15 protein-coding genes and 1 pseudogene are annotated in these 22,018 nt (G+C 65.6%); 10 read left to right on the top strand and 6 right to left on the bottom strand.

What is annotated here, in order from left to right:
• Positions 1–327 precede the first annotated feature (327 nt).
• Positions 328–1,032: an MgtC/SapB family protein gene (locus SD196_RS17175; protein WP_275611294.1), complete on the top strand. Its 705-nt coding sequence runs from the start codon at positions 328–330 to the stop codon at positions 1,030–1,032.
• Between the two features lie 190 nt (positions 1,033–1,222).
• Here SD196_RS17175 and SD196_RS17170 read toward each other — a convergent pair whose 3' ends face one another.
• Entirely contained in the window at positions 1,223–2,332 is a 1,110-nt protein-coding gene (locus SD196_RS17170) for a polyamine ABC transporter substrate-binding protein (RefSeq protein WP_416310458.1), read from the bottom strand.
• Positions 2,333–2,423: 91 nt separating this feature from the next.
• Positions 2,424–3,239 (bottom strand): carbon-nitrogen hydrolase family protein, encoded by an 816-nt coding sequence (locus SD196_RS17165; RefSeq protein WP_416310457.1) that lies wholly within the window; start codon positions 3,237–3,239, stop codon positions 2,424–2,426.
• Between the two features lie 130 nt (positions 3,240–3,369).
• Here SD196_RS17165 and SD196_RS17160 point away from each other — a divergent pair, with 130 nt between their 5' ends.
• A complete protein-coding gene (locus SD196_RS17160; protein WP_275611297.1) occupies positions 3,370–4,161 on the top strand; it encodes a helix-turn-helix transcriptional regulator in 792 nt (263 codons plus the stop codon).
• 2 nt (positions 4,162–4,163) lie between these two features.
• On the opposite strand, the gene ampC is transcribed toward SD196_RS17160, so the two are convergent.
• A complete protein-coding gene (ampC, locus tag SD196_RS17155) occupies positions 4,164–5,309 on the bottom strand; it encodes a class C beta-lactamase (protein ID WP_275611298.1) in 1,146 nt (381 codons plus the stop codon).
• Between the two features lie 122 nt (positions 5,310–5,431).
• Here ampC and SD196_RS17150 point away from each other — a divergent pair, with 122 nt between their 5' ends.
• The 6 genes and pseudogenes from SD196_RS17150 (at position 5,432) to SD196_RS17125 (ending at position 14,060) form a co-directional block, all read left to right on the top strand.
• Complete coding sequence (locus SD196_RS17150) at positions 5,432–6,481, top strand: RNA methyltransferase (RefSeq protein ID WP_275611299.1); 1,050 nt, start codon at positions 5,432–5,434, stop codon at positions 6,479–6,481.
• Positions 6,482–6,639: 158 nt separating this feature from the next.
• Positions 6,640–7,587: a hypothetical protein gene (locus tag SD196_RS17145; protein ID WP_275611300.1), complete on the top strand. Its 948-nt coding sequence runs from the start codon at positions 6,640–6,642 to the stop codon at positions 7,585–7,587.
• Positions 7,588–7,945: 358 nt separating this feature from the next.
• Positions 7,946–8,065: pseudogene (locus tag SD196_RS17140) on the top strand (ESPR-type extended signal peptide-containing protein); the annotation flags it as partial.
• A 234-nt stretch (positions 8,066–8,299) separates the two neighbouring features.
• Complete coding sequence (locus SD196_RS17135; protein ID WP_416311752.1) at positions 8,300–12,949, top strand: YadA-like family protein; 4,650 nt, start codon at positions 8,300–8,302, stop codon at positions 12,947–12,949.
• Positions 12,950–13,186: 237 nt separating this feature from the next.
• On the top strand, positions 13,187–13,531 hold the full coding sequence (locus SD196_RS17130; RefSeq protein ID WP_275611302.1) for a cupin domain-containing protein: 345 nt from the start codon (positions 13,187–13,189) through the stop codon (positions 13,529–13,531).
• 220 nt (positions 13,532–13,751) lie between these two features.
• The gene (locus SD196_RS17125; RefSeq protein WP_275611303.1) at positions 13,752–14,060 is read left to right on the top strand and encodes an NIPSNAP family protein; all 309 of its coding nucleotides are present in this window, start codon (positions 13,752–13,754) and stop codon (positions 14,058–14,060) included.
• Positions 14,061–14,217: 157 nt separating this feature from the next.
• On the opposite strand, the gene SD196_RS17120 is transcribed toward SD196_RS17125, so the two are convergent.
• From SD196_RS17120 to SD196_RS17110, 3 genes are read right to left on the bottom strand one after another with little or no spacing between them, the layout of a single operon-like run.
• Positions 14,218–15,648 (bottom strand): efflux transporter outer membrane subunit, encoded by a 1,431-nt coding sequence (locus tag SD196_RS17120; protein ID WP_416310456.1) that lies wholly within the window; start codon positions 15,646–15,648, stop codon positions 14,218–14,220.
• Positions 15,649–15,653: 5 nt separating this feature from the next.
• Entirely contained in the window at positions 15,654–18,785 is a 3,132-nt protein-coding gene (locus SD196_RS17115; protein WP_416310455.1) for a multidrug efflux RND transporter permease subunit, read from the bottom strand.
• 27 nt (positions 18,786–18,812) lie between these two features.
• Complete coding sequence (locus SD196_RS17110; protein ID WP_275611306.1) at positions 18,813–19,961, bottom strand: MexC family multidrug efflux RND transporter periplasmic adaptor subunit; 1,149 nt, start codon at positions 19,959–19,961, stop codon at positions 18,813–18,815.
• Positions 19,962–20,148: 187 nt separating this feature from the next.
• Between SD196_RS17110 and SD196_RS17105 the strand changes: the two genes are divergently transcribed.
• The gene (locus SD196_RS17105) at positions 20,149–20,715 is read left to right on the top strand and encodes a TetR/AcrR family transcriptional regulator (RefSeq protein WP_416310454.1); all 567 of its coding nucleotides are present in this window, start codon (positions 20,149–20,151) and stop codon (positions 20,713–20,715) included.
• 204 nt (positions 20,716–20,919) lie between these two features.
• Positions 20,920–21,918 carry an ATP-grasp domain-containing protein gene (locus tag SD196_RS17100; RefSeq protein ID WP_416310453.1) on the top strand — a complete coding sequence of 333 codons (999 nt, stop codon included), beginning with the start codon at positions 20,920–20,922 and terminating at the stop codon, positions 21,916–21,918.
• The last annotated feature ends 100 nt before the right edge of the window (positions 21,919–22,018 follow it).

Below are 22,018 nucleotides of genomic sequence, written 5' to 3'. Positions count from 1 at the left end.
GCGGGGATGATGAGGACTTGCGACCGGAGCTGTCCCGGATAGTGCTCACACCGGGTCCGGTCGTTTTTTTCAACTTGCATGGGAGTCCTGCCGTGGACACTTGCCCTGGTCGATTGCGACAGGTCTGAACAGCGAGCCGTCCGGCAGAACCCTGCTGCTGTCTCGCTGCGTAGCGGACAGTGGCGAAACGCATCCCCTGGCGGATGACGTTTCACCATTCCCCTCCGGGGCCTATCCAGGCCTTTCGATCTTTCGCGATCCATCCCCGATAGCGCGCCGGCCTCGCCCGGCGCATGGACCGGCCGTGCGCCGGATACGAGGTGGAACATGGATTGGAAAATCTTCCTGCTGCGGGTCGCCGTGGCACTCGCCCTGGGCGCCCTGATCGGCGCCGAACGCCAGCTGCGCCAGCGTCTCACCGGCTTGCGTACCAACGCCCTGGTCAGCACCGGTGCCTGCCTGTTCGTGCTGATGACCCAGGCCATGCCGGGCCTGTCGGCGGACGCGCCGCGCATCGCCGCCTACGTGGTGTCCGGGATCGGTTTCCTGGGCGGCGGCGTGATCATGCGCGATGGCCTGAACGTGCGTGGCCTGAACACCGCCGCCACGCTCTGGTGCACCGCCGCCATCGGCGTGCTGTGCAGCATGGGGCTGCTGCTGGAGGCCGCGCTGGGCAGCGTGGTGGTGCTGTGCGCCAACATCCTGCTGCGCGACATCGCTCAGCGCCTGAACCATCAGGAGGTTCTGCCGGCCAACGAGGCGGAGCAACGCTACGGTGTCGCCATCGTCTGCCGCGCCGAGGACGAGATCCAGGTGCGCAGCCTGATGCTGCACAGCCTGGACGGCGGCGAACTGCGCCTGCAGTCGCTGCACAGTGAGGACCAGCCCAACCCGGCCAGGCTGGAAGTGCGCGCCGAGTTGCTCGGCGGCCACGGCGCCAGCGGCCAGCTGGAGCGCATGGTCAGCCGCATCAGCCTGGAGAAGGGCGTCAGCTCGGTGCGCTGGCAACTGTTCGAGCTGGCCAGCGACTGAGGCCGATCGGCTTTTCGTAGGAGCGAGCTTGCTCGCGAACGGCCCAGGCGCCGAGGCCAGGAGGTTCGCGAGCAAGCTCGCGCCTACAGGGGACTTCGAGGATGGGGTGATCAGCAGCCGAGCTCAGCTCTCTCACGCCACGCCATCAGCGCTTGCGTTCGTCCATCATCAGTGACAATGACGCAGTCCATCAGGTCCCGGTCTTGACCTTGCTCCACACCCGTGTGCGGACTCGCTCCGTCTTCAGCGGCAGGGGTTCGAGCGGGAACAGGGTGGCCATCACTTCCTTCGACGGATAGGCGCCGGGGTCGTCGCGCAGCTTCGCGTTCACCAGCATCGTGGCGTCGCGGTTGGCGTTGGGGTAGCCGACGTAGTCGGAGCTCTTGGCCACCACCTGCGGGCGCAGCATGTAGTCGATGAAGGTCAGGCCCTGTTCGGGATGCGGCGCGTCCTTGAGCAGCACGAAGCTTTCCACCCACACCGGTGCACCTTCGCGGGGGATGCTGTAGGCGATCTTGCGGCCATTGCCGGCGCGCTCGGCGGTGAGCCGCGCATCGAACACGCCGCCTTCCCAGCCGACCACCGCGCAGGTGTTGCCGTTGGCCAGGTCGGTGATGAACTTCGAGGAGTCGAAGTAGCGCACGTAGGGGCGGATCTTCAGCAGCAGCGCCTCGGCCTTGCGGTAGTCGTCGGGGTTCTGGCTGTTGGCCGGCAGGCCCAGGTAGTGCAGGGCGATGGAGACGATCTCGGTCGGTGAGTCGAGCATGGCCACGCCGCACTGGCTGAGCTTGGCGATGTTCTCTTCCTTGAAGATCAGGTCCCAGGTGTTGACCGGCGCCTGGTCGCCGAACAGCTCGTGAACCTTGTCGACGTCGTAGCCGATGCCAGTGGTGCCCCAGAGATAGGGCGCGCCATAGCGGTTGCCGGGATCGTTCTTCTGCAGGGTGGCGAGCACTTCCGGGTCCAGGTGCGGCCAGTTCGGCAGCCTGGAGCGGTCCAGTTCCTGCAGGACGCCGGCCTTGATCAGGTTGGGCAGCACGTCGCCGCTGATCACCACCACGTCGTAGCCGGTGCGTCCGGCCATCAGCTTGCTCTGCATCACCTCGGCGTTGTCGAACACGTCCAGCACCGGCGTGATGCCACTTTCCTGCTGGAACTCCCCGGGCGTCTCGGGGGCGATGAAGTCGTACCAGTTGTACAGGTGCACGGTAGGGCCGTCGGCGGCGCGGGCGCTACCGAGGGACGTGCCGATCAGGGCGGCCAGCGCCAATGCCGATGCGAGTAGACGAGGGGCTTTCATGGGATGCTCCTGGCCGGCCTCCGCAGGGAGCGCCGGCGGTTCTGATTGGAATTGTTATGGGCAGGTTGCAACCGGTAAAGAGCGGGTCGCTTCAGGGAATCAGCAGTTCGCGGCGGCCGTCGGCGTGCTCGATGCGCTCGCCCGGCAGGCGGAAGCGTTTCTCCCGGTGGTAGTCGTACAACTCGCGGGCGGGGGCGAGGCGAGTGAAGTCCAGCTCGATGCTGTGCCGGCATTCCTCGCGCCCGGCCTCGAACAGCAGGTGGCCGAACGGATCGAACGCGGCGCTGCCGCCGGCGAAGACCAGGTCGTCGTCGCCGCTGCCCACGCGGTTCACCACCACGGCGAACACCTGGTTCTCCTGCGCGCGGGCGGCGATGGAGGTGCGATGCACGTGGCCGTAGGGTTCCATGTTGCCGTCGGTGACCAGGATCAGCTCGGCGCCCAGTTCGGCCACGGCGCGAGCGGCTTCGGGGAACTCGGTGTCGTAGCAGATCAGCAGGCCGATGCGCACGCCGCGCCACGGGAAGGTCAGGTAGCGGTCGCCGGGCTCCACCAGACCGGGTTCGGAGATCCACAGGTGGGTCTTGCGGTAGTGCGCCAGGATGCCTTCGGGGGCGATGAACAGCGTGGTGTTGTAGAAGCGTCCGCCGTCGTTCTCGATCAGCCCGACCACCACGGCAACTTCATGGTCGCGGGCGGCCTGGGCGATGGCGCGCACGCTCGGGCCGTCGAGGGACTCGGCGTTGGCGGCGATGTTGCCGGCGTCGAGGAAGCCGGTGATCTGCGATTCGTGGAAGACCACCAGGTCGGTGTCCGGCGCGCAGGTGGCGATGGCCTTGAGGATGCGCTGCAGGTTGTGGGCGGTGTCGCCGTCACGGGCTGCCAGCTGTACCAGTTCGAGTTTCATTGTCGGGCCTTGTTGTTGTTCGAGTGGGTCCCGCCGGGGCGGGTGACAAGGCCCCGGAGGCAATGCAAGTATGCGTTTCGCTTCAGGATTTCCTATCACGTCGAGTAGTTAACCCCGGGGGGGTATGCGGATGAACCTCAGCCTTGCGGATGTGGCCTGGAACCGGTCGGTAGGGCAGTTGATCGAGTCGCTCGACCGGCCCGGCTTCTGGCCTGCGCTGGCGCGGGTGCTGGATGAGTTCGTGCCGCTGGATAACTGGGTGGCGCTGCTGTTCAGCGATGGCCGACCCTACCTGTTCGCCGAGAGTCCCTACGAGGGGGAATCGCCCGATCCGCTGTTCCACGACTACATCAAGGGCCTGTACCTGCTCGACCCGTTCTACGTCGCGAACCGCGAAAGGCCCGGCAGCGGCTTGTTCCGCCTGTCCGAGGTGGCGCCCGAGCGCTTTCGCCAGACCGAGTACTACCGCCTGTACTTCGACCGCAACGTCAAGGAAGACGAGGTGCAGTACAACGTGCAGCTCGACGAGGCGCGCACCCTGTGCCTGTCACTGGGCAGCAGGCGGCGCTTCACGGCGGAGCAGATCGCGCTGCTGGAACTGATCCGCCCCTGGGTTGCCGGGCTGATGCGCCAGCGCCTGTTCTTCGAAGGCGTCATGGCCGAGCAGCCGGTGCGCCAGGCGCCGCGCTGGCAGGGCGACCTGGAGGCTGCGATGGAGCGCCTCGGCACGCCGCTGACGGCGCGCGAGCTGGACGTGATCCGCCTGATGCTCGGTGGCTGCTCGAACAAGGAAGTGGCGAACAAGCTGGATATCTCGGCCGAGACGGTGAAGGTCCACCGCCGGCACATCTACGCCAAGCTGAACATCAAGTCGCAGCCGGAGCTGTTCGCGCTGTTCCTCAAGGCCCAGTCCGACGCCTGAGCTCACTGCAAGCGGGAGAGGATGTCCCAGGCGAGTTTCACCCGCGCCTCGTTGGGATAGTTGCGGTTGGCGAGCAGCACGATGCCGCGCTGCTTGGCCGGTACGAAGGCCACGTAGGCGCCGAAGCCGGCGGTGGCGCCGGTCTTGTTCACCCAGACCTTCTGCTGCGGCGGCAGCGGCGGGGTGATGGCGGTGACCGGCTGGCTGCCCTGGATCATCTGGCTGCCGTTGTACTGTTGCAGCTCCGCCAGTTTCGGTGGGTAGGCGTACTGCTCCCAGATCAGATCCTGGGTCATCGGGCCGACCTTGTAGTAACCGGTGCGGGTGGCGTCGAGCGCGGCCTGCAGCTTTTCTCCCAGCTTGACCCGGCCCAGCTGGATTTCCACGAAGCGCAGCAGGTCGCGGCTGCTGGTGCGCACGCCATAGGCCACGTCGGCCAGCACGTCGGGGTTGATTCGCACCGGCGCGTCGTCCTTGTCGTAGCCCTGGGCGTAGTAACCCTGGCGGGTCACCGGCACCTCGATATGGGTGTTGGAGAGGCCCAGCGGGGCGAACAGGTTGCGCTGCATCGCCGTCTTGTACGGCACGTCCAGCGCCCGTTCAGTGGCGAAGCCGACCAGCGCGATGCTGGGATTGGCGTAGGTGCGCTGGGTGCCGGCAAGGTACTGCGGCTGCCAGTCGTTGTAGTACTGGGTGAGCTGCTCCGGCGTCTGCACTGTGTCGGGAATCTGCAACGGGAAGCCACCGGCGGTATGGGTGGCGAGGTTGATCAGGCTGACCTTGTCCAGGGCGCTGCCGCGCAGTTCCGGCATGTAGCGGCTGGGGCTGTCCTTGAGCGACAGCTTGCCGGCGGCCTGGGCGAAGGCGGCGAGGGTCACGGTGAAGGTCTTGCTGATCGAACCGATCTCGAACAGCGTGTCGCTGGTGACCGGCTGGTGGTTCTCCCGGGAGGCCAGGCCGAAGTTGTAGAAGCGCTGCTCGCCGTTATCGGTGACGCCGATCGCCAGCCCCGTGATGCCATTCTCGCGCATCACCGCCTCGGCGGCCTTCTGCACCCTGGCGTCGAAGTCCGGCGTGTAGGCGTTGGCCGTGGGAATGCCGGTGAGGCTGAGTGAGCAGCTGAGTGCGAGCAGGCCGGTCAGGCGCATGGCGAACATCCTGTTGCGATGGGCAAGGGCTGACCCTAGCACCGCCGCGTCCATCGCTCCAGTGGCCGCGGCGACAGCCTGTGCTACGCCGCGAGCCCCGCGGGTGATAGCATGCGCGCCCCATGCACTTCACCGACCTCGACCAACGCCTTGCTGACCTCGGCGCGCTGCCCATGCACCGCGCCCGGATGCTTCGCGCCTGGCTGCAGGGCAGGGCGCTGGACGCCGGCACCAAGCGGCAGGCCAGCGAGGACTTCCTGCCGCTGAGCGTACGCCGCGGCGTGGCGGACATCGCAGACGAGCTTGAGCAACTGGCGCGCCTGCATTCCCGCCATCCCGGCGCGGACGGCTCCGAGCGTCTGCTGGTCCAGCTGCGCGACGGGCAGATGGTGGAAAGCGTGCTGCTGCCGCGCGGTGGCGTGTGCGTGTCCACCCAGGTTGGCTGCGCGGTGGGCTGCCTGTTCTGCATGACCGGCAAGGGCGGCTTGCTGCGCCAGCTGAGCGCCATGGAGATTCTCGTCCAGGTGGTGCTCGCTCGCCGCCTGCGGCCGGTGAAGCGCGTGGTGTTCATGGGCATGGGCGAGCCAGCGCACAACCTCGACAATGTGCTCGAAGCCATCGACCGCCTCGGTACCGACGGCGGCATCGGCCACAAGAACCTGGTGTTCTCCTCCGTGGGCGATCCGCGCGTGTTCGAGCGCCTGCCCCGGCAGCGCATCAAGCCGGCCCTGGCGCTGTCGCTGCACACCAGCAAGGCCGAACTGCGCGAGCAACTGCTGCCGCGCGCACCAAAGCTCAGCCCCGACGAGCTGGTGGAGTTGGGCGAGACCTACGCCCGGCAGGTTGGCTATCCCATCCAGTACCAGTGGACGCTGCTCAAGGGCATCAACGACGGCCGGGACGAACTCGACGGCATCCTGCGCCTGTTAAAGGGCAAGCTCGGCGTCCTCAACCTGATCCCCTTCAACAGCCTCGAAGGCGACCAGTACCAGCGCCCGGACGGTGAGCGCATCAATGAGATCGTCCGCTACCTGCACAGCCGGGGCGTGCTGACAAAGGTGCGCAACAGTGCCGGGCAGGACGTGGATGGCGGCTGCGGACAGCTGCGTGCGCGCGCAGGCGCGCTGATCGCCAGCACTCGCGGCATTAAGGCAACGTCTGTCCGCGAATAACTGCACCTGGAGTCGTCCTCGGGCAATCCTGACGGATAGGATTTTTCTGACAGCAGCCTAAGAGTTCGACGACCGTGCTGCTTAGCGCCGCTCCCTAGAATTCCGCCGGAGCCGCAGGCCACTGCCTGCGGGAATTTCGGCTGAGTCGAGGTGCGATGATGAAACTCCGAATTCTGGTAGTGGCGATCTGTTCGGTGGCTGGTCTGACCGGCTGTGGCCAGGGCGAGGCGGCTAAAGTCCCCGTGCACACTGGCCTGGTTTCGACGCCCGCGCTGCCGATCATCAAGGAGGCGGTTCGCTCGCTGTCGCCGACCTTCAATGGCAAACATGTTCCGGTGCTGGCCAACCAGCTTTGTTTGCTGGCGGCGGGGCAGGTGAGCGCTGAACAGAACCGTGCCCAACTCACCTCGATGGGCTTCGTTCCGGACCAGATGCCGCACCAGGGCGGTGATGGCCTGGCCCTGCTGGTGAATGGCGACCGGGCAGCCCAGGCAACCGCCTGCGCCGCCTACCAGGCGAGTGCCGCGCTGGTGCCGGTGAATCCCCAGGAGCTGATGCGTGATGTGGTGACCAAGCCCAAGGCAGCCACCCCTTCGACGCCGGATGACAAGGCGCATACATCCAAGGAGCATGCGCAGAAGGGTGAGGCAGAGAGCCCTGCGGTCACCAGGGCCGAGCACGAGCGGGAGCTCGACCCCCAGGCCCTGAATCGCCTGCTGCCGTTGCGCATGGCCCAGGCGCGCGCGGATGCGGATATCTTTGCCTATATTGCCCAGCGGCTGTCGGAACAACCGGGGCTGAGCGTGGCGCAGTATGGCGACCAGGCCCGCCGGCTGTTCGCCACCCTGGCGCCGTCCTACCTCCGACTGGTGCAACAGCATTTGCCGGCCGCCAGCGCGACGATGCGCCTGAACCAACTGGATGCCTACCACCTGAGCTTCGATAGCGACGAGGGTGCCCGCTACAGCGCGGCGAGCTTCGGCGGCATGACGCTGGAGCAGGACGGGCAACTCTGGCTCGGCCGTGGCCTGATCCAGGGCACTGATTATCGGGTCCAGGCGACCTACATCGCTCCTGGCGCCGCTCGCCCCCAGACCGCGCATTGATGTCCCTGGGCGGGGTGTGCTCCGCCCGCTTTTTCACGTTCCAACGCTCGTCCGCACGGGCTCGCCTTGTCAGGCGGTAGGCAGTCGGACTGTCGCCGTTTCATTCGCTGCTATTTGCCGCTGCCTACAACGCTTGCAGTTTGCTCGCTTGCCCCGCTGCCGATTATCCGTTGTCGGCAGTGCCCGGTACGCCGGAGCCAGAGCGTCCGCGTGTTTCCATCCCTCGTCAATGTTCGAAATTTGTGCTGAGAGGGCTTTCCGGAATTAGGAAATGCCCTACGCAGCCTTCAGAGCCTCCTGAATTCGCTGAAGTCCCTCGCTCCTTAGCATCTGCGCACCCGTCCACCAGAGGCTCGCGATGTCTCGGTTGACAGCGGCCATCAACTATTTAGTGGGGATTTTTTTCATGAACTTTGTGTACCGCAGCGTCTGGTGCGAGAAGACGGGCACCTATGTGGCTGCATCCGAGCAGGCCAAGGGCCGGACAAAGTCTGCGCGTTCGATAAAGGGGTTAGTACTTGCCACCCTATTGGGCGCCACTGGTGCCTGCATTGCCCAGTCCGCGTTTGCTGAGACAACATCACCCGTACCGGCCGAAGAAAGTGAGAGCGATCCTCTTGCTCTCACTGGCGAGGATTCGATAAGCAGCCCGGGTGCCAACACCGGTAGCGTACAGGGCGTCCGTCTGCTGGGTTCGAACCTGCAGGCGGTCGTGGGCAGCACCTATTTCCATGTCAACTCCACATTGGCCGATTCGTCTGCCGCCGGGGTGGACTCGGTAGCGATTGGCCCTAACGCCTCTGCTGGGGATACGGGGACCATCGCTATTGGACGTAACGCTTCGGTATCCGTCGCTTCCACGCCGACCAGTGGCTCCATCGCCATCGGTGATGGTGCTAAATCAACTTATCTCGGCGATGTCGCATTGGGGCAGTCGGCCATCGCGGGTGGCGGTAGTTCTACTGCTATTGGCTATAGTGCCACCACACTGAACGCCGCTGGTGCGAACAATCAGGTCGCGCTGGGCGCCGATGCGACCAGTAATGCCGCGAATGGTTCGGCACTGGGCGCTGGCAGCAGCGTTACCACCAACGGTGGGGTTGCCCTGGGACAGGGCACAGTTGCGGACCGCAGTAGTGGTGTCGGCGGCAGTACTGCCGGAGCGGTCTCGGTGGGTAGCGGGGGAACTGGCACGGCCACGACGACCCGCCAGATCATCAGTGTGGCTCGTGGTACCGCCGATACAGATGCCGTGAACGTATCGCAGCTCAAGGGCGTGACCACTGCACTGGGTGGCGGTGCACAGGTGAACCCAGACGGGACCATCAACGCTCCCAGCTATACGGTTACCAATGCTGATGGCTCCACCAGCACCGTGCGTAACGTCGGCGATGCGCTTGCTAACCTGGATGGTCGTACTGCCCAGAACACTACCAACCTCACTAATCTCACCACCAACATCAACAACGGCACCGTGGGCCTGGTCCAGCAGGCTGCCGCGGGCGCCAACCTGACCGTCGGCAAGAGCACCGATGGTACAGCGGTGGACTTCGCCGGCACCGCCGGTGCGCGCAAGCTGCTCAATGTAGCCGATGGTACCGTGGCCAGCGGCAGCAAGGACGCGGTCAACGGCTCGCAGCTGTTCGCGACCAACCAGCAGGTGGCACAGAACACCAGCGATATCGCGGGCAACACCACTTCCATCAATAACCTCGACGGCCGTGTAACCAACGTCGAAGGCGACGTCAGCAGCCTCACCACCAACATCAACAACGGTACCGTGGGCCTGGTGCAACAGGCGGGCGCAGGCGCCAACCTGACCGTGGGCAAGGACACCGATGGCGCGGCGGTGGACTTCGCCGGCACCGCCGGTGCGCGCAAGCTGCTCAACGTGGCCGACGGCACTGTCGCCAGCGGCAGCAAGGATGCCGTCAACGGCGGCCAGCTGTTCGGCGTCAGCCAATCGGTAGCCAACGCTATGGGCGGCGGTTCTACCGTCAACCCGGACGGCTCGATCTCGGCACCGAGCTACGCCGTGACCAACCTGGATGGCTCGACCACCACCGTCAACAACGTGGGCGATGCGATCAGCAACCTGGATGGCCGCACCACCCAGAACACCACCGACATCAACAGCTTGAATACCACCGTCAGCAACATGAGCGGCGTGATGGCCGATGCGGTGACCTACGACTCGTCCTCCCACGACAAGGTGACCTTCGGCAACGCCGGCACTCCGGTGCAGCTGACCAACGTCAAGGCGGGTGAACTGAGTGCCGACAGCAGCGATGCGGTCAACGGTTCGCAGCTGTTCGCGACCAACCAGCAGGTTGGCCAGAACACCGCTGATATCGCGGGTAACACCACTTCCATCAATAACCTCGACGGCCGTGTAACCAACGTCGAAGGCGACGTCAGCAGCCTCACCACCAACATCAACAACGGTACCGTGGGCCTGGTGCAACAGGCGGGCGCAGGCGCCAACCTGACCGTGGGCAAGGACACCGACGGCGCGGCGGTGGACTTCGCCGGCACCACCGGCGCGCGCAAGCTGATCAATGTGGCCGACGGTACCGTGGCCAGCGGCAGCAAGGACGCGGTCAACGGCGGCCAACTGCTCGGTGTCAGCCAGTCGGTAGCCAACGCCATGGGCGGCGGCTCTACCGTCAACAGCGATGGATCGATCTCGGCACCGAGCTACGCCGTGACCAACCTGGATGGCTCGACCACCACCGTCAACAACGTGGGCGATGCGATCAGCAACCTGGATGGCCGTACCACTCAGAACACCACTGACATCAACAGCCTGAACACCACCGTCAGCAACATGAGCGGCGTGATGGCCGATGCGGTGACCTACGACTCGGCGGCCCACGACAAAGTGACCTTCGGCAACGCCGGCACTCCGGTGCAGCTGACCAACGTCAAGGCGGGTGAACTGAGCGCCGACAGCAGCGATGCAGTCAACGGTTCGCAGCTGTTTGCGACCAACCAGCAGGTCGGCCAGAACACCACCGATATCAACACCCTTACCAACAACATCAACAACGGTTCGGTCGGCCTGGTCCAGCAGTCCGCTGCGGGCGCCAATCTGACCGTGGGCAAGGATACCGATGGTGCGGCAGTGGACTTCGCCGGCACTGCCGGCGCGCGCAAGCTGATCAATGTGGCCGACGGTACCGTGGCCACCGGCAGCAAGGACGCGGTTAATGGGGGTCAACTGTTCGGCGTGAGCCAGTCGGTAGCCAATGCCATGGGCGGCGGCTCCATCGTCAACCCCGATGGCTCGATCTCGGCACCGAGCTACGCCGTGACCAACCTCGATGGTTCGACCACCACGGTGAGCAACGTCGGTGATGCGATCACCAACCTGGATGGCCGCACCACCCAGAACACTACCGACATCAACTCCATCAACACCTCCATCACCAACATGGGTGACAGTCTGGCGGATGCGGTGAAGTACGACTCGTCGGCACACGACAAGGTGACCTTCGGCAACGCCGGCACTCCGGTGCAGCTGACCAACGTCAAGGCTGGCGCCCTGAGTGCGGACAGCAGCGATGCGGTCAACGGCTCGCAGCTGTTTGCGACCAACCAGCAGGTTGGCCAGAACACCACCGATATCAGCACCCTTACCAACAACATCAACAACGGCTCGGTCGGCCTGGTCCAGCAATCCGCTGCGGGCGCCAACCTGACCGTGGGCAAGGATACCGATGGTGCGGCAGTGGACTTCGCCGGCACTGCCGGCGCGCGCAAGCTGATCAATGTGGCCGACGGTACCGTGGCCACCGGCAGCAAGGACGCGGTTAATGGGGGGCAACTGTTCGGCGTGAGCCAGTCGGTAGCCAATGCCATGGGCGGCGGCTCCATCGTCAACCCCGATGGCTCGATCTCGGCACCGAGCTACGCCGTCACCAACCTCGATGGTTCGACCACCACGGTGAGCAACGTCGGCGATGCGATCACCAATCTGGATGGCCGTACTACCCAGAACACCACTGACATCAACTCCATCAACACCGCCATCACCAACATGAGCGGCGTGATGGGCGATGCGGTGATGTACGACTCGGCGGCCCATGACAAGGTAACCTTCGGCAACGCCGGCACTCCGGTGCAACTGACCAACGTCAAGGCTGGCGCCCTGACCGCGGACAGCACCGATGCCGTGACCGGCGCACAACTGTTCGCCACCAACAACCAGGTGTCGATCATCGATGGCCGTGTGACCAACCTTGAAGGCAGCGTGACCAACATCGTCAATGGCGGTGGCATCAAGTACTTCCACACCAGCTCCAGCAAAGCCGACTCGGTGGCCAGTGGTGCGGATGCGGTCGCCATTGGCGGCGGCGCCCAGGCGGGCGGCAGTGGTTCCGTCGCGCTGGGTGACAACGCGCAGGCGACCGGCAACGGCAACGTGGCGCTTGGTCAGAACTCCAGCGATGCCGGGCGTGGTGCGGAAGCGCCCTATGTCGGCAAATACTCCGGCGCGAACAACGACAATGTCGTTGGTACCGTCTCCGTGGGTAATGCGGCGACTGGCGAAACCCGAACCATCAGCAACGTGGCCGACGGCGTGGCGGACAACGATGCGGTCAACGTGCGTCAGCTCGACGGCGCGGTGGCGGAATCCAAGTCCTACACCGACAGTAAGGTCGATGGCCTGGCTGGCAGCGTCAGCAACGTGGTGGGCGACGTCAACGAGGTCAAGACGCGTGTGACCACCGTCGAGAACAACGTCACCAACCTGCAGAACGGCACGGACGGCATGGCGCAGGTGAACGACACCTCCCATCGCGGCAAGCCCAAGGCGACCGGCACCGACTCGGTGGCGGTCGGTGCTGGCGCCGAATCCTCGGGCGCCAGCAGCACTGCGATGGGTAATGGCGCTCGCGCCAAGGGCAAGAACTCGGTGGCCATTGGTACCGACTCGGTGGCCACTCGCGACAACTCCGTCGCGGTGGGCAGTGCCGGCAATGAACGCCAGATTACCAGCGTTGCCGCCGGTACCGAGCGTACCGATGCGGTCAACCTGGGTCAGATGAACGACGCCCTGAGCGACTTCGCCAACCAGTCCGATTCGCGTTACAACGCTCTGCGCAAAGACCTGCACGAGCAGGACGACCGCCTGAGCGCCGGTATCGCGGGTGCCATCGCCATCGCCAGCCTGCCGCAACCGATGGTCAACGGTGGCAGCACCACGTCGGTGGGCATCGGCAACTTCAATGGCCAGTCGGCCGTGTCGATGGGCGTCTCGCACACCACCAACGACGGCAAGTGGACTGCCAAGATCGGCGGTAGTGTCGACACGCAGAACTCCTTCTCCGTTGGAGCGGGTGTCGGCTACAACTGGTAATCACCCGGCGCGCGCCCATCTCGTCAGCAGGTGGGCCTGAGCCGTTCGCCAAGGCCCCGCCGTCGGTTTCGACGGTGGGGCTTTTTTATTGCAGGCGGACAGGTCCGCCACAGCTTCGGCGTGCTGCCTGGCCGGGGCAGGCCGTCGACGGACAACCGCAGGTCGGCCCCAGGCAACTCTCGTCGAGTTCGCCGACCTATGGTGACGGGCCCTTCACTGGATCGACCCGGAGCTGAGATGTCCGACTTCATTACCGTGCTGCGAGAAACCTGTCCGACCCCGGTGCTGGACGCCACCAAGTGGAAGCGCATCGGCGGCGACCCGCACACCGTCAACCTGAATGCCTACGCCTCGAAAGATGGCAGCAAGATCATGGGCACCTGGATCTGCACCCCCGGCAAGTTCGAGGTGAACTACGAGAAGTGGGAGTACTGCCACTTCCTCGACGGCTACTGCGTCATCACCCCCGAAGGAGAGCAGCCGATCCACCTGAAGGCCGGCGATGTGTTCGTCATCGAGCCGGGCATGAAGGGCACCTGGGAAGTGGTGGAGACGGTGCGCAAGTACTTCGTCTTCGCCTGAGACTGGTCCATGAAAAAGGGAGCCGATTGGCTCCCTTTTTCATGGACGTTTTCTTGAGACTCCTCGCTGATCGACCAACTCTCCGCCGATCTTGCGCCGAAGCCAAAGGCCGGAGGATTGGCGGACAGTTACTGATACTGTCGGCCCTGCCGCTGTCGCCGCGCGAGGTTCGTTCGGTAGAGTGGTGCTCTCATTCACTAGCCTGAAGCGAGCCAACGAGATGGTTACCTGCCACCTGCGTTACGTACTGGACTCTTACAAGCTCAAGGAATTCGAACACTACGGCCGGCTATGGATCGGACTGGTGGAGAAGTTCGGCGGAAAGCACCATGGCTATTTCCTGCCGTCAGAGGGTGCCAGCAATATCGCGCTGGCGATGTTCAGCTTCCCGAGCCTGGCCGACTACGAACGCTATCGGCAGCAGTCGATGATCGATCCCGACTGCCAGGCCGCGTTCCGGTACGCGGAAGAAACCCGCTGTATCATCAGCTACGAGCGGAGTTTCTTCCGACCGGTGTTCGACGCCTGATCAGCACCCTAGGGCGCTGACCTGTAGGAGCAACTGTCTTCTTCTGGGGAGTCCGTGCCTATTCATCCCCCTCACCCCAGCCCTCTCCCCCTGGGAGAGGATTAGGGTGAGGGCCGACCCGTGCGCAGATATATCTCGTAGGAGCCAAGGCGCCTGGTCAGCGCTGCGCCACCGGCTTGCCGTCCCAGCCACCGCCGAGGGCGCGGAACAGGTCGACCAGGGCGATCTGCCGCTGGGTGCTGGTCTCGATGTAGGCCGCCTCGTTGATGAAGTTGCTGCGCTGCGCGTCCAGATAGCGCAGGTGGCTGTCCACGCCGCCTTCGTAGCGTGCCTTGGCCAGCTTCAGCGTCTCCTCGGTGGTGTTGGCCAGCGCCCGGCGGGCGATTTCCTCGCGGCGCAGGGTGTCGGTGGCGGCCAGCGCGTCGGCCACTTCGCGGAAGGCGGTCTGGATGGTGCCTTCGTAGGCGGCCACGGCGGAGTCCTTGCGTACCTTGGCCAGGTCCAGGTTGGCGCTGTTGCGGCCGGCATCGAAGATCGGCAGCGACAGCGTTGGCACGAAGTTCCAGGAGCGCGAACCACCGTCGAACAGCCCGGACATTTCCGCGCTGGAGGTGCCGAAGCTGCCGGTCAGGCTGATGCGCGGGAAGAACGCCGCCCGCGCCGCGCCGATGTCGGCGTTGCGCGCCTTGAGCTGGTGCTCGGCGGCGCGGATGTCCGGGCGCCGTTCGATCAGCTCGGATGGCGTGCCGGGTGCGATGTCCTGGACCAGCATCGGCTTGTCCAACGACACCAGCGGGATGCGGCTGGCGGCGTCCGGCGTGCCGAGCAGCAGCACCAGGGCATTGAGCGACTGCTGCTTCTGCCGCGCGTTGCTTTCCTGTTCGGCGCGGGATTGTTCCACCAGCCCCAGCGCCTCCTGGTAGTCCAGGGCGGTGGCGGCGCCCGCCGAGCGGCGCTGGGCGATCAGCGCGAGGGAGTCTTCGCGGCTGGCCAGAGTCTGCTCGGTCAGCAGCAGGCGACGCTGGGCGCCGTCGTAGCTCAGGTAGGCCTGGCTGACTTCGGCGATCAGGGCGATCTGCGCACTGCGCGCGGCTTCCTCGGTGGCGAGGTATTGCTCCAGGGCGGCGTCGGTCAGGCTCTTCACCCGGCCGAACAGGTCCAGCTCGTACTCGGGCAGCGACAGGCCGACCTGGTAGCTGCTGCTCACACCGGAGCTTCCGTTGCTGGACAGGTCACCCGGCAGCCGCTGGCGGTTGCCATTGGCCGCCGCGTTCAGCCCTGGCACTCGCTCGGAACGCTGGATGCGGTACTGCGCGCGGGCCTGCTCGATGTCCAGCAGGGTCTGGCGCAGCGAGCGGTTGTTGTTCAGGGCGATGTTCACCAGGTCGCGCAGCTCGCTGTCGACGATGAAGGTCTGCCAGTCCAGGTTGCTGGCCGCGCGGCCAGGCTGCGCGGCAGGGCCGCTCCAGTTCGCGGCCACCGGCGCGTCGGGGCGCTCATAGGTGGGCGCCATCGAGCAGCCGGCTATCAGCAGGAGCGGGGCCAGCGCCAGCAGCAGGGCGCTGGGGGTAAAGGCTGGTTTGCGCATGGCGGTCACTCCGTGGCCTCAAGGGATGGGTGGGCAGGTTTGGGCTTGCGGCGCAGCAGCGACAGCAGCCAGACGAAGCAGATGGGCACGAAGATCACCCCCAGCAGCGTGGCGCTGAGCATCCCGCCGATCACCCCGGTGCCGATGGCGCGCTGGCTGGCGGCGCCGGCGCCGCTGGCGATGGTCAGCGGCACCACACCGAGGATGAATGCCATGGAGGTCATGATGATCGGGCGGAAGCGCAGGCGGGCGGCCTCGATGGCGGCCTCGCGCAGGCTGTAGCCCTTCTCCCAGAGCTCCTTGGCGAACTCGACGATGAGGATCGCGTTCTTCGCCGCCAGGCCAATGATGGTGATCAGGCCGACCTTGAAGTACACGTCGTTGGGCAGGCCCACGACCATCACGGCGAGTACCGCGCCGAGGGCGCCGATGGGTACGATCAGCATCACCGACAGTGGGATCGCCCAGCTCTCGTAGAGCGCCACCAGCAGCAGGAACACCACCAGGATGGCGAGGGCGAACAGCTGGCTCGCCTGGCCGCTGGCGACCTTCTCCTGGTAGGACAGGCCGGTCCACTCGTAGCTGATGCCGGCCGGCAGCTCGGCGACCAGGCGCTGCATCTCGGCCATGGCTTCACCGGTACTGACGCCGGGCGCGGCGTCGCCGGCGATGCGGATGGTCGGGTAGCCGTTGTAGCGCACCAGTTGCACCGGGCCTTCTTCCCAATGGGGGCTGACGAAGGCGGACAGCGGCACCAGCTCGCCGCTGGCGTTGGGCACGTAGAGCTTGAGCACGGCTTCCGGGGTCATCCGTTCGCCCTGTTCGGCCTGCACCACCACACGCTGCTGGCGGCCGGCGTTGGCGAAGTCGTTGATTACCGACGAGCCGAAGGCGGTGGACAGCGCGCTGCTGATGGACTCGAAGCTCACCCCGAGGGTGCGCGCCTTGTCGCGGTCGATTTCCAGGCGCAGCTGCGGCGCCTCGGCGAGACCCTCCATCATCGCGTAGAGGATCTTCGGGTTGCCGTTGGCCTGCCCGAGCAACTGGTCGCGGGCCGCCAGCAGCGCCTCGCGGCCGAGGCCGGCGCGGTCCTGCAGGCGCAGCGAGAAGCCACCGGAGTTGCCCAGGCCGTCGATCGGCGGCGGGGTGACCGCCATGATCGCGCCGTCGCTGAGGCCGGCGAAGCGCTCGTTGGTCAGCGCGGCTTCGGCGTCGGCGGACTGCTCGGCGCTGCGCACGGACCAGTCCTTCAGGGTCGGGAAGGACAGCGCGGCGTTCTCGCCCATGCCGGAGAAGCTGAAGCCCATCACCAGGAACACCGAATCCACCGCCTCGCGGGACATCAGGTAGCGCTCCAGCTCCTGGCCGGTGAGGTCGGTGCGCGCACGGGTGGCGCCCGGCGGCAGCTGGATGTCGACGATCATGTAGCCCTGGTCTTCCACCGGCACGAAGGACTCCGGCAGGCGCACATAGGTGTAGCCGAGCACGGCGATGATGCCGGCGTAGACCAGCATGTAGCGCCCGGCACGCTTGACTAGCGCGCTGTTGAGCCGGGTGTAGCGCGCGGTCAGGCGCGCGAAGCCGCGGTTGAAGGCGCCGAAGAAGCCGCGCTTCTCGTGGTGGCCTTCAGGGACCGGCTTGAGCAGGGTCGCGCACAGCGCCGGGGTGAAGGTCAGGGCGAGGAAGCCGGAGAACAGGATCGACACCGCCAGCGACAGCGAGAACTGCTGGTAGATCACACCCACCGAGCCGGCCATGAACGCCAGCGGCAGGAACACCGCCGCCAGCACCAGGGTGATGCCGATGATGGCGCCGGACACCTGGCCCATCGCCTTGACCGTGGCGGCGGCGGGAGAGAGGCCTTCCTCGGCCATGATCCGCTCGACGTTCTCCACCACCACGATGGCGTCGTCCACCAGGATGCCGATGGCCAGCACCATGCCGAACATGGTCATCATGTTCACCGAGAAGCCCAGCAGGTACATCATCGTCAGCGTGCCCAGCAGGCACACCGGCACGACGATGGCCGGGATCAGGGTGTAGCGGACGTTCTGCAGGAACAGGAACATCACCAGGAACACCAGCACCATGGCTTCGATCAGGGTGTGGATCACCTTCTCGATGGCCACGTCGACGAAGCGCGAGGTGTCGTAGGGCACCGAGTACTCGACGTCGTCGGGGAAATTCACCGACAGCTCGGCCAGGCGCTCCTTCACCAATGCGGCGGTCTGCAGTGCGTTGGCGCCGGGGGAAAGCTGGATGGCGCCGGCCACCGCCGGCTTGCCGTTCAGGCGCGAGGCGAAGTTGTAGCTTTCGCTGCCCACTTCCAGGCGCGCGACGTCCGCCAGTTTCACGGTGGAACCGTCGGGATTGGCGCGCAGCACGATGTGGCCGAATTCCGCCGGATCGTCCAGGGTGCCTTTCACCGCCAGGGTCGCGGTCACTTCCTGGGCCGCGCTGCCCGGCGAGCTGCCGAAGGCGCCGGCCGGCACCTGCACGTTCTGCCCGCGGATGGCGTTGCTCACGTCATCGATGGAGAGGCCGTAGCCCACCAGCTTCTGCGGGTCGACCCAGACGCGCATGGCCGCTTCGGACGAGAAGAACTGCAGCTTGCCGACGCCGGAGACGCGGCGCAGCTCGTTGTTGATGTTGCGCGCGGCGTAGTCGCCCAGGGCGGTGGTATCGCTGCGCTGGGCACCTTCCTTGTAGTTCAGCGCATAGATCAGCAGGAAGCCGGCGCTGGTCTGCTCCACCTCCAGGCCCTGGGTGAGCACCGGTTGCGGCATGCGCGCCTCGGCCTTCTTCAGGCGGTTCTGCACGTCCACCTGGGCCAGCTCCGGATTGGTGCCGGGCTGGAAGGTGACCACCACTTCGGCGGTGCCGTTGGAGTTGCTGGTGGATTCGAAGTAGAGCAGGCCCTTGGCGCCGTTGAGCTCTTCCTCGATCACGCTGGTGACCGAGTCCACCAGCACCTGTGCGGAGGCGCCGGGGTAGGTGGCGGTGACTGTGATCTGCGGCGGCGCCACGTTGGGGTACTGCGCCACCGGCAGCAGCGGAATGACCAGCAGGCCGGCCAGGGAAATGAACAGCGCCACCACCCACGCGAAGTTGGGGCGCAAGATGAAGAACTTGGACATGGGATATTCCTCGCGGCGAGCCCGGTCTTACTGGCGGGCTGCCTGTTGCTCCTGCGGCTGGCGCGGTTCGACCTTGCTGCCCGGCTGCAGGCCGGTGAGGCCACCGACGATCACCTGGTCGCCGCTGGCCAGGCCCTGGCTGATCTGCCAGCGTGCGCCCTGCATGGCGCCGGTCTGTACCTGGCGAGTCTCGACGCGGCTGTCGGCGCCGATCACCAGCACGTGGGCGCTGCCGTCGGTGGCGCGCTGCACGGCGCGCTGCGGCACCAGAATCGCCTTGGCGTCGCTGCCCTGGGGCGCGGTGACCCGCACGTACATGCCCGGCAGCAGCACACCATCGGGGTTGGCGAAGCTACCGCGCAGCGAGACCTGGCCGGTGCCACGGTCCACCGAGATATCGGTGAACAGCAACTCGCCCTGACGCTCGTAGTCGGTGCCATCGACGCGAATGCTCAGCGCCTGGCTCTGGCCGGCGGACAGGTCGCCGCCCTTGAGCGCCTCGCGCAGGCGCAGCGCGTCGGCCACCGGCTGGGTGAAGTCGGCGTAGATCGGGTCGAGCTGCTGGATGCGCGCCATCAGCGTCGCCTCGCCCTGGCCGACCAGCGCACCCTCGGTGACCAGCGCACGACCGATGCGGCCGGAAATCGGCGCCTTGACCGAGGCGTAGCCCAGGTTCAGCCGTGCGGTTTCCAGGTCCGCCTGTGCCGAACGCACCGCCGCCTGGGCGCTGCGCATGTCGGCGGTGGCGCTGTCGAAGTCCTGCTGGCTGACCGCTTCGATCTTCACCAGCGGCTGGTAACGCTTGACCCGCGCCTGCGCTTCATACAGCGTGGCCTGGGCACGCGCCAGTTCGCCCTCGGCGCGGGACACGGCGGCCTTCAGCGGCGCCGGGTCGATCTGGAACAGCAGGTCGCCGGCCTTCACGTCGGCGCCTTCCGCAAAGCGCTTCTGCAACACGATGCCGGCCACCCGCGCGCGGACTTCGGCCACCCGCACGGGCTCGATGCGCCCGGGCAGTTCCGAGGTCAGCACCAGTGGTTCGGTGACCACCGCCACCACATCCACCGGACGGGCAACCTCGGCGGCCGCTTCCGGCTCGCCCGAAGGTCCGCAGCCGGCCAGCGCCATTGCCGCTACCAAAGCACTGATCATCCCTATTGCACGCACGCTGCCCATGATTCACCCGGGTCTGTCTAACTGGAAAGGTGCGCATGATCCTTTCAAATTTAAAATGAGTCAATATTGTCTCATTTGATCTTGGACTGTATAAAATGTGTCATCTCCTTTCAAAAGGAGCGTCTTCTTCTGCACAATGAGACTTTCCAACATCGAAACAACCCGACATCCGGTTCCGAGGCTACGAATGACACTCACTGCCCACGATGAACGCCTTCTCAACGCGCTGGCCGTGGCCATCGTCGATCGCCCACGGGCGACACTGAAGGAGCTGGCGGAATCGGCGGGGGTGAGCAAGGCCACGTTGCACCGCTTCTGCGGCACCCGCGACAACCTGGTGCAGATGCTGGAGGGCTACGGCCATTCGGTGATCCGGAAGATCCTCGAGGCTGCCGAGCTGCAGCAGGACCCGTCGCTGGACGCGCTGCGCCGGCTGATCGCCGAGCACCTCAAGCATCGCGACATGCTGGCCTTCCTGATATTCCAGTTCCGCACCGAAAGCCTCGACGTGGAGACCGCCACCGAGCGCTGGAGCTACTACATCGACGCCGTGGACGCCTTCTTCCTGCGCGGCCAGCAGAACGGCGTGTTCCGCATCGACATCACCGCCGCGGTGTTCACCGAACTCTTCCTCTCGATGCTCTACGGCATGGTCGACGCCGAACGTTACGGCCGGGCGGCCAGCTCCAGCTCGGCCAGTGTGCTGGAGCGGCTGTTCCTGCAGGGTGCGCTGGTGCAGGCGCAGGCGGGGTAGGGCCGGACCGCCAGGCGATGCCGGACCTGGTTCCGCTGACCGGTCCGTCGCCCATGCATCCAGGGTCTACGCTGAACCAATCAGGACAAAGGGCCAGGAGGGTGATTCGGCGGTAAGGCAGCAGAGTCAATGCGAGGCCTTGGAGATGGAAACGGGTGTCCCTGCTCCACTGTTTTCCCGACGCGCCAGCGGCGGGAATTCGACGTGAAAACGTCACCTCCCCACGGATCGATCCCGACGCTCCTCGTCACCGCCATTGGTTCCTTCGCCGCAGAAGCGGTAATCACTTCGTTGCGCCGCTGTTCGCACATGCGAATCCTGGGCAGTAGCACGGTTCCGCAGGAATGGACGGCCACCTCGGCCTTGCTCGATAGCGTGTGCCATGTGCCCACCGCGCGGGACCCGCAGGCCTATGTCGAACGCATTCTTTCGCTCTGTGAATCCGAAGGGATAACCCATGTGCTGCCGCTGACGGATATCGAGGTGGATGCCTTCGTCCTGCACCACGAGGCGTTCTCCCGCCTTGGCATCACACTGTGCATGTCACCGGTGGAAAGTCTGCGCCTGGCTCGCGACAAGTGGCGCGTCTTCGAAACGTTCTGCAGTGATCCGCTTATTCACACCATCCCCACCTGGCGGCTGGAGGCGCTTCCCTCGACGGGGTTGACCCTCCCGTTGATCGCCAAGCCGCGCGGTGGCCGGAGCAGCGAAGGGCTGGAGCGGATATACGATGTGCATGATCTTGTGTACTTCCGCAGGAAGCTGGACGAGCGTGGTTATATCGTGCAGCCGCTGCTCGACGGCGAGGTGTGTGTGGTGGACGTCGTGCGCCAGCGCGCCAGCGGACGCGTGGCGGCCATGGCCAGGCAGGAACTGATGCGGACTTCCAACGGCGCCGGCATGACCGTCAGGATGCTGAACGATCCAGCGCTGACCGATGCGGCCCTCGAAGTCGCCCGCGCCCTCGATGTGAATGGTTGCATCAACGTCGAGTTCCTGATGCACGCCGGCACCCCGCTGCTGATGGACATCAACCCCAGGTTTTCGGCGGGCGTGGCCTTCAGCCAGCTCTCGGGGTACGACATGGTGATCAACCATTGGCGGTGTTTCTCGGGAGAGCCCCTCGACGAGCCCGTCATGCCCGAGCCGCGCATCTTTGTCCGACGTATCGTCGAAGTCGGGCCCTGGGGTCCGGAGAGCTGATCGGCAAGTGCGCTCGCTGAGTCGCTGCCGGGGATGCCTGCGACCGCAGGGCATGGCGAGTGGCCGGGCGTGGGGCATTTGCGTACCATTGCCGGCCTTT

Origin of the sequence: Pseudomonas macauensis, from assembly GCF_047902425.1 — a bacterium.
Classification (GTDB): Bacteria; Pseudomonadota; Gammaproteobacteria; order Pseudomonadales; family Pseudomonadaceae; genus Pseudomonas.
The sequence above is the reverse complement of the archived record's forward strand: the minus strand, read 5'-3'. Positions and strand labels throughout refer to the sequence as shown.

Excerpts from the sequence above, each read along its gene's own strand:
- SD196_RS17175 (WP_275611294.1), top strand. The coding sequence starts at position 328 with ATGGATTGGAAAATCTTCCTGCTGCGGGTCGCCGTGGCACTCGCCCTG.
- SD196_RS17170 (WP_416310458.1), bottom strand. The coding sequence starts at position 2,332 with ATGAAAGCCCCTCGTCTACTCGCATCGGCATTGGCGCTGGCCGCCCTG.
- SD196_RS17165 (WP_416310457.1), bottom strand. The coding sequence starts at position 3,239 with ATGAAACTCGAACTGGTACAGCTGGCAGCCCGTGACGGCGACACCGCC.
- SD196_RS17160 (WP_275611297.1), top strand. The coding sequence starts at position 3,370 with ATGAACCTCAGCCTTGCGGATGTGGCCTGGAACCGGTCGGTAGGGCAG.
- ampC (WP_275611298.1), bottom strand. The coding sequence starts at position 5,309 with ATGCGCCTGACCGGCCTGCTCGCACTCAGCTGCTCACTCAGCCTCACC.
- SD196_RS17150 (WP_275611299.1), top strand. The coding sequence starts at position 5,432 with ATGCACTTCACCGACCTCGACCAACGCCTTGCTGACCTCGGCGCGCTG.
- SD196_RS17145 (WP_275611300.1), top strand. The coding sequence starts at position 6,640 with ATGAAACTCCGAATTCTGGTAGTGGCGATCTGTTCGGTGGCTGGTCTG.
- SD196_RS17130 (WP_275611302.1), top strand. The coding sequence starts at position 13,187 with ATGTCCGACTTCATTACCGTGCTGCGAGAAACCTGTCCGACCCCGGTG.
- SD196_RS17125 (WP_275611303.1), top strand. The coding sequence starts at position 13,752 with ATGGTTACCTGCCACCTGCGTTACGTACTGGACTCTTACAAGCTCAAG.
- SD196_RS17120 (WP_416310456.1), bottom strand. The coding sequence starts at position 15,648 with ATGCGCAAACCAGCCTTTACCCCCAGCGCCCTGCTGCTGGCGCTGGCC.
- SD196_RS17115 (WP_416310455.1), bottom strand. The coding sequence starts at position 18,785 with ATGTCCAAGTTCTTCATCTTGCGCCCCAACTTCGCGTGGGTGGTGGCG.
- SD196_RS17110 (WP_275611306.1), bottom strand. The coding sequence starts at position 19,961 with ATGGGCAGCGTGCGTGCAATAGGGATGATCAGTGCTTTGGTAGCGGCA.
- SD196_RS17105 (WP_416310454.1), top strand. The coding sequence starts at position 20,149 with ATGACACTCACTGCCCACGATGAACGCCTTCTCAACGCGCTGGCCGTG.